5 protein-coding genes are annotated in these 6,730 nt (G+C 40.9%); 4 read left to right on the plus strand and 1 reads right to left on the minus strand.

Translation table 11 applies throughout. From position 1 onward, the window contains the following. Window positions 1-27: 27 nt before the first annotated feature. Window positions 28-1,245, minus strand: coding sequence for a NupC/NupG family nucleoside CNT transporter (locus tag DET59_RS12645; protein WP_113970011.1), 1,218 nt, complete (start codon window positions 1,243-1,245; stop codon window positions 28-30). 172 nt (window positions 1,246-1,417) lie between these two features. On the opposite strand from DET59_RS12645, the gene DET59_RS12650 reads away from it, so the two are divergent. The 4 genes from DET59_RS12650 to nhaC all read left to right on the plus strand — a co-directional run bounded on the left by DET59_RS12650 (window position 1,418) and on the right by nhaC (window position 6,556). Next, window positions 1,418-1,651: a YueH family protein gene (locus DET59_RS12650; RefSeq protein ID WP_113970012.1), complete on the plus strand. Its 234-nt coding sequence runs from the start codon at window positions 1,418-1,420 to the stop codon at window positions 1,649-1,651. Window positions 1,652-1,830: 179 nt separating this feature from the next. Further along, window positions 1,831-3,399: a peptide chain release factor 3 gene (locus DET59_RS12655; protein WP_113970013.1), complete on the plus strand. Its 1,569-nt coding sequence runs from the start codon at window positions 1,831-1,833 to the stop codon at window positions 3,397-3,399. A gap of 209 nt (window positions 3,400-3,608) precedes the next feature. After that, entirely contained in the window at window positions 3,609-4,637 is a 1,029-nt protein-coding gene (locus DET59_RS12660; RefSeq protein WP_113970014.1) for an EAL domain-containing protein, read from the plus strand. Window positions 4,638-5,149: 512 nt separating this feature from the next. Then, the gene (nhaC, locus tag DET59_RS12665) at window positions 5,150-6,556 is read left to right on the plus strand and encodes a Na+/H+ antiporter NhaC (RefSeq protein WP_113970015.1); all 1,407 of its coding nucleotides are present in this window, start codon (window positions 5,150-5,152) and stop codon (window positions 6,554-6,556) included. Window positions 6,557-6,730: the final 174 nt, after the last annotated feature.

Here is a 6,730-nt window from a genome sequence, read left to right on the forward strand (position 1 = left end):
AGGACAGCTTCTTTTGGATCATACATATTATACAAACATACCAGCAATTGCAGCACTTAGTAACGAAGCAAGTGCACCGGCAATGACGGCTTTTAATCCTAAGCGGGCGATATCACTTCTGCGGTCAGGGGCAAGGTTACCAAGTCCACCAAGTAAAATACCTAATGAAGAAAGGTTCGCAAATCCACAAAGAGCGAAGGAGATGATGGCTACCGCTTTATCCGATAAGTTCCCGATTTCAGGAGCAAACGCGGAATAAGCAACAAATTCGTTGATGACCAGCTTTTGACCAATGAAGTTTCCGGCGATGACTGCCTCACTCCAAGGAACACCAATAGCAAAAGCAAGTGGAGCAAAGGCATAACCAAGTATAAGCTCTAATGAAAGGCTGTCCATACCGAACAAGCCGCCTACCAAGCCAAGCAATCCATTGATCATCGCGACAAGTGCAATAAATGCCAGTAGCATTGCACCGATATTTAAAGCTAATTGAAGCCCGACGCTGGCACCTTTAGCAGCGGCATCGATCACATTTGCCGACTCAGAATCCGCTTCCATATCAAGCTCTTTTGGTTCAGGCGTATGATCTGTCTCAGGTACAAATAACTTTGCCAATACGAGTCCAGCAGGAGCAGCCATGAAGCTTGCTGCCAGTAAATACTCCAAAGGAACACCTAATAAGGAATACCCGACTAATACGGAACCGGCAACAGAAGCCAGTCCACCTGTCATGACTGCGAAAAGTTCCGATTCAGTCATTCTGGATAGATAAGGTCTTACTACTAGCGGAGCCTCGGTTTGTCCGACGAAAATATTCGCTGCTGCAGAAAGTGACTCGGCCTTTCTTGTTCCTAACAGCTTTGCCAGTCCGCCACCTAAAATTTTGATGAAAAATTGCATGATTTTAAGATAATAAAGGACTGAAATTAAAGCAGAAAAGAAAATAACGACGGGAAGGACATTAAACGCAAAGATAAACGCTATATTGGATTCTTCCGTATAAAGACCACCAAAAAGGAAGGTGATTCCTTCGTTTGAATAATTGATAATAGCGTTTACAACTTGAGTCAATCCTTTAAGAGAATTTTGGCCCCAAGAAGTTTCCAACACGATAAAAGCGAAGAATAACTGTATAGCTAGTCCTCCAAGGACGGTTCTGAAATTAATACTCTTTTTGTTCGTAGAAAATGCAAAAGCAATTCCCAGAACGACAATGATACCCATGATACCCCATAAATATTGCACTTCTTTCACCTCTTCAAATTTTAAGTTTATAACTTGATGCTTTCGGTTTTTTATTTTACAATTCTTTCAGACGTCTGACAACCTACAATTACACGATTTTCGTAAAGTTGTACGGACAACATCGTCTTTAGTATGCGCCAATAAAGCGTTTTCATGAAAGGGGATACACATTATGAAGATCAGAAAAAATTTTTTGGAAGGCTTGGAACAAAAAGTATATATCTATGAAAACAAGAAAGATGAGTTCATATTAATTGCCGTTCCGGATATTCGATGGTCTTATTCTTTTACCTATGATGAAGATAATATACAAACAAAGTTACTGGAGTCATTACAGGAAAGGGTATCAAAAGAATCAGCTGAAACGTTAAGTTCCCGGATTGTTCAATGGACAAGGGAAATGTAAGACTGCTTAATGCCGTTTTTCTGGTGAATCAGTGCACGGTAGTGAAAAATGCAAATTCCTACCTATAGGAAATGATGCGGGAAACATGCCTGATTTACCAAGGTGTTGATTCTTAGTTGCATTGTCACTTTAGAACGAATATGATGAGAAAGTGAGAATGACGAGAAAGGATTTTATGAATGAAAATAGACTTTATACAGGAAGTTAAGTCAAGACGGACTTTCGCTATTATTTCCCACCCGGATGCCGGGAAAACAACATTAACTGAGCAACTTCTTCTCTTTGGAGGAGCGATTCGCGCAGCAGGAACTGTAAAAGGTAAGAAATCAGGCAAGTTCGCTACATCTGACTGGATGGAAATTGAGAAGCAGAGAGGGATCTCGGTCACTTCTTCTGTGATGGCTTTCGACTATGATGATTATCGGGTGAATATCCTGGATACACCTGGGCACCAGGACTTCTCTGAAGATACTTATAGAACGTTGATGGCTGTTGATAGTGCGGTTATGATCATCGATTCAGCGAAAGGGATTGAAACACAAACCTTAAAGCTTTTCAAAGTTTGCCGAATGAGAGGCATACCGATCTTCACATTCATTAATAAGCTCGACCGTCAAGGACGTGAGCCACTGGAATTATTGGAAGAGCTTGAAGAAGTACTTGGAATTCAATCTTATCCGATGAATTGGCCGATAGGAATGGGGAAAGAATTCTTAGGCATCTATGATCGCTTCAATAATCGAATTGAGCAATTCCGCGTGGAGGATGAAGATCGTTTTATTCCCTTAAACGATGAAGGGGAAATTGAGGGCGCACACCCTCTTAAGGAAAGCAATCTTTATGATCAAACCCTTCAAGATGTGTTGCTTCTGAACGAAGCAGGAAACCAGTTTTCACGTGAGCGAATAGCGAATGGAGAGCTTTCCCCTGTTTTCTTCGGTAGTGCATTGACGAATTTTGGTGTTCAAACGTTTCTTGAAACGTATTTACAATTTGCACCATCTCCTCAGCCAAGGAATTCTGACGCTGGTGAAATTGAGCCGACGGCAGAGGAATTTTCTGGTTTCGTGTTCAAGATCCAAGCCAATATGAATCCCGCTCATCGTGACCGGATTGCTTTTGTCCGCATCTGTTCAGGACAATTCGAGAGAGGGATGACGGTTAATCTTGCCCGCACAGGTAAATCCATTAAGCTTGCTCAGTCTACACAATTTCTTGCCGACGATCGAAGCACTGTAAATGAAGCTGTGAGTGGGGATATTATCGGGGTTTATGACACGGGTACGTATCAAATCGGTGATACGCTTGTTCAAGGAAAGCAAGGCTTCCAATATGAAAAGCTCCCTCAATTTACACCTGAACTTTTTGTTCGTGTTACAGCTAAGAATGTGATGAAGCAGAAGCACTTTCAAAAAGGGATTCTTCAACTGGTTCAAGAAGGGGCCATCCAATATTATAAGACCCGTACGGAAGATATCATCCTTGGTGCAGTCGGACAGCTTCAGTTTGAAGTATTTGAGCACAGAATGAAAAATGAGTACAATGTTGATGTGAAAATGGAACCGATTGGATCAAAAATAGCAAGATGGATTGAAAACGAAGAAGATGTGAAAGAAACAATGTCAAGCTCTCGAAGCATGCTGGTAAAAGACCGTCATGACAACCTGGTCTTCTTGTTTGAAAATGATTTTGCCATGAGATGGTTCAATGATAAAAATCCGGATATTCGATTATATAGTTTGATGTAAAGGTAGTGGACACCCCTCAAGGACTGGACTTGGAGGGGTGTTTTTTGGTAGGTGGAATGGAGGGTGTCACCTGGAACCAATTGAACTTTTTACCATTATCAAGTGAATTTATCCTGGAATAAATGTATATTAGTAGTATTATATAGGTGAATAGTCTTAGTATATACATATAGGGGATATTTTCATAAATAAGGGGGAGAGTTGAAAAAATGAACATCGCTTGTGCAAATTGTGCTGTAACCATGGAGTATCATGATACAGGGTACTTTTTTTTACATAATGCTCAAAATGATTCTGTACCGTTGGAGGGATATGCTTCCCAATTAGAAGATGGTACATATGTTTTTCTGTATGAAAATCTGAATGTACTATATGAAAAGCTTGTTAGAGTAGAGAAGTTATTGGAAGAGGATGGATGGACGTGCAGCATTAATTGTATCAATCAGCCCGGATCGGTGATGGAAGTAGGCAAATTCATGCTATTAATGAAGCATAGAGAGATGGTAGAGATGATTCAGGATGGTAAATTCACCAGTCATCTTCAACCAATCATTGATTTAAGAGATTACAGTCTCTTTGGTTATGAATCTCTCTTGCGTGCAGAGGATCATTCCAAAAAGATAAATCCAGGAGCATTATTTGAAGTTGCTGCCGTCACAGGCTTTCACTCCATGTTAGACCAGAAAGCAAGGAAATCGGCAATCGAATGCCGGGAGGGTCAGGTGAATCCTGGCATTAAAAGTTTCATTAACTTCCTTCCTTCCACGATTTATAATCCGGAATTTTGTTTGCGTCATACCTTTAAAATCGTAAACGAGGTCGGGGTGAATCCTGAAGATCTTGTATTCGAAGTGGTGGAGACAGAGAAAATTGAGGATGTGGAACATCTAAGATCGGTACTTGATGTATATAAGCGTGAAGGGATGAAAGTGGCGCTTGATGATGTTGGATCCGGATTTGCCACGGTCGAAATGCTGACTCTCCTTAAGCCTGACTATGTGAAAATTGACCGTTCTTTTATCAATCACTGTGATAGTGTCCCGGAAAACCAGGAGTTCTTACATAAGGTCATCCAGATTGCAACTGAGTTGAACATCCATGTATTAGCAGAAGGTATCGAGAGGGAAGAAGAATTGCTATTCTGTAAAAAAATCGGTGTTCATTATGCACAAGGCTACTTCATAGGAAAGCCTGATCCTGAAGCAAAAGAACCATTTGCACAATCTCAATTTGTATAGCTGAAATGACCTCTCTTCTTACAAAGGAGGTCATTTTTTTAATAAAATCATTGACATATTTCAACACGATGGATAAAATACTACTATAATTACTTTAGTGCATAAAAGCTTAAAAGCGTTTAAGAGTGAAAGAGGCTGATGCCCTTTCAAACTTTTAACGGTTCAATCACATATCTTTGTCTTGAGCAACGAAGTAGGAAATAGGTAGACAGCAATCAGAGACTAGGCGGCAGGTGTAAGCCTAGGTCCATTATTTCTGAATTACATTGCTTATAAATCCTCTAAGTAGATGAGGCTTTATCCAGGGACAAACCTTTATGAAGTGGGAATAAACAAATTGTCAACTATTCTTGAATAGTAGTGAGTGAATAGTGGGAATGTATGACAATAGGTTTATTCCAATTAGGGTGGTAACGCGGAGAACTCTTCGTCCCTATTCGGGATGGAGAGTTCTTTTTGTTGTTCTTTCTATTCCCATTCATCAATTTCACCTTAGAGAAGGAAGTGTTACTATGTTAAACATTCAAAGCGTAAACAAACCAAAGGTTATAGAAGCATCAGTGATATTGCTCGCTGTACTGGGGATTATCAGTGGCAGTATTATTGGGCTCGAATCAGTCCCTCACATTCCCATTATCCTATCACTCTTCTTTTTAATGGTGTATGGGCTTAGTCGCAAGGTAAAATTCAAAGAGATTGAACAGGGAATGATCGTTGGGGCCCAAGGTGGCTTAGGAGCTATTTTACTCTTCTTCTTCATTGGTCTTCTTGTGAGCAGTTGGTTACTCAGTGGAACCATTCCCACTTTGATGTTTTACGGGTTTGAATTTGTATCACCCCATTATTTTTATGCGATTGCGTTTTTGCTTACATCCTTGAGCGGCATTGTCATTGGTAGTTCATTGACGACGGCGGCGACCATAGGTGTGGCACTTATCGGAATTGGTGAGGCGATGGGACTGTCCATGAGTATCACAGCGGGAGCGATTGTTTCAGGAGCTTTTTTTGGAGATAAGATGTCGCCATTATCAGACACAACGAACCTGGCTTCTTCTATTGTGAAGGTAGATTTATTTACTCATATCCGCAATATGGCCTGGACAACTGTCCCTGCATTCATCATTACACTCATCGTTTTTGGGCTTTTATCACCGGAAACAAGTGATGTCAATTTAACACAGCTGAAATCGTTACAGGATGGATTGGATCAAACAGGTCTGATTCATTGGTACAGTCTCGTTCCTGTATTATTACTCATTGTTCTCATCGTATTTAAGACCCCTGCACTATTGACACTTGCGATCAATATAGTTGTCTCAATCGGCCTTTCGTTCTTACATGGGTCCTTGAAGCTGAATGAACTGTTTCAGGTATTATTTTCAGGATTTGAATCCAAAACAGGGGTGGAATCCATCGACTCACTTTTAACAAGAGGAGGAGTGAACAGCATGATGTTTACGATTTCCCTTGTCATTCTCTCTTTAAGTCTCGGTGGATTATTGTTTAAGCTTGGTATTATTCCTGTGTTGCTTAATAAAGTTTCAACGATCCTTCAATCAGGAAGAAGAACGATTCTTTCAACGGCTCTATCGGCCATTGGTATAAACCTCGTTGTAGGGGAACAGTATCTGTCCATCCTATTAACGGGAGAAGCCTTTCAATCTCAATATAAGAAGCTCGGGTTACATCCCAAGAACTTATCACGTACGTTGGAGGATGCTGGAACGGTCATTAACCCGTTAGTGCCATGGAGTGTATGTGGTATATTCTTAACTGATGTATTAGGAGTCGCCACGATAGAGTATTTACCGTTCGCTATCTTTTGTCTCATTTCGCCCGTCATAACCATTCTATATGGATTTACCGGCTGGACCATCGAAAAAGAACAAACCGAAACGAATCCAATTGCATCAAACTAACATTATATAAGAAGCTCTTTTCACAAAGGTTGTTGTTTATTAACATAAAGTCTGCTGGGCTCTGTCAATTAGTGTGAGTTGGATGGTGAGGGGAACTGCTTCGCTTGCAGCTAGCGTTCGGCCGAGCCTCCTCAGCTTAGCCGAACGGGGTCTCGGCACGACCGTACTTCCGCA

Origin of the sequence: Rossellomorea aquimaris (assembly GCF_003315075.1) — a bacterium.
Taxonomy (GTDB): Bacteria; Bacillota; Bacilli; order Bacillales; family Bacillaceae_B; genus Rossellomorea; species Rossellomorea aquimaris_C.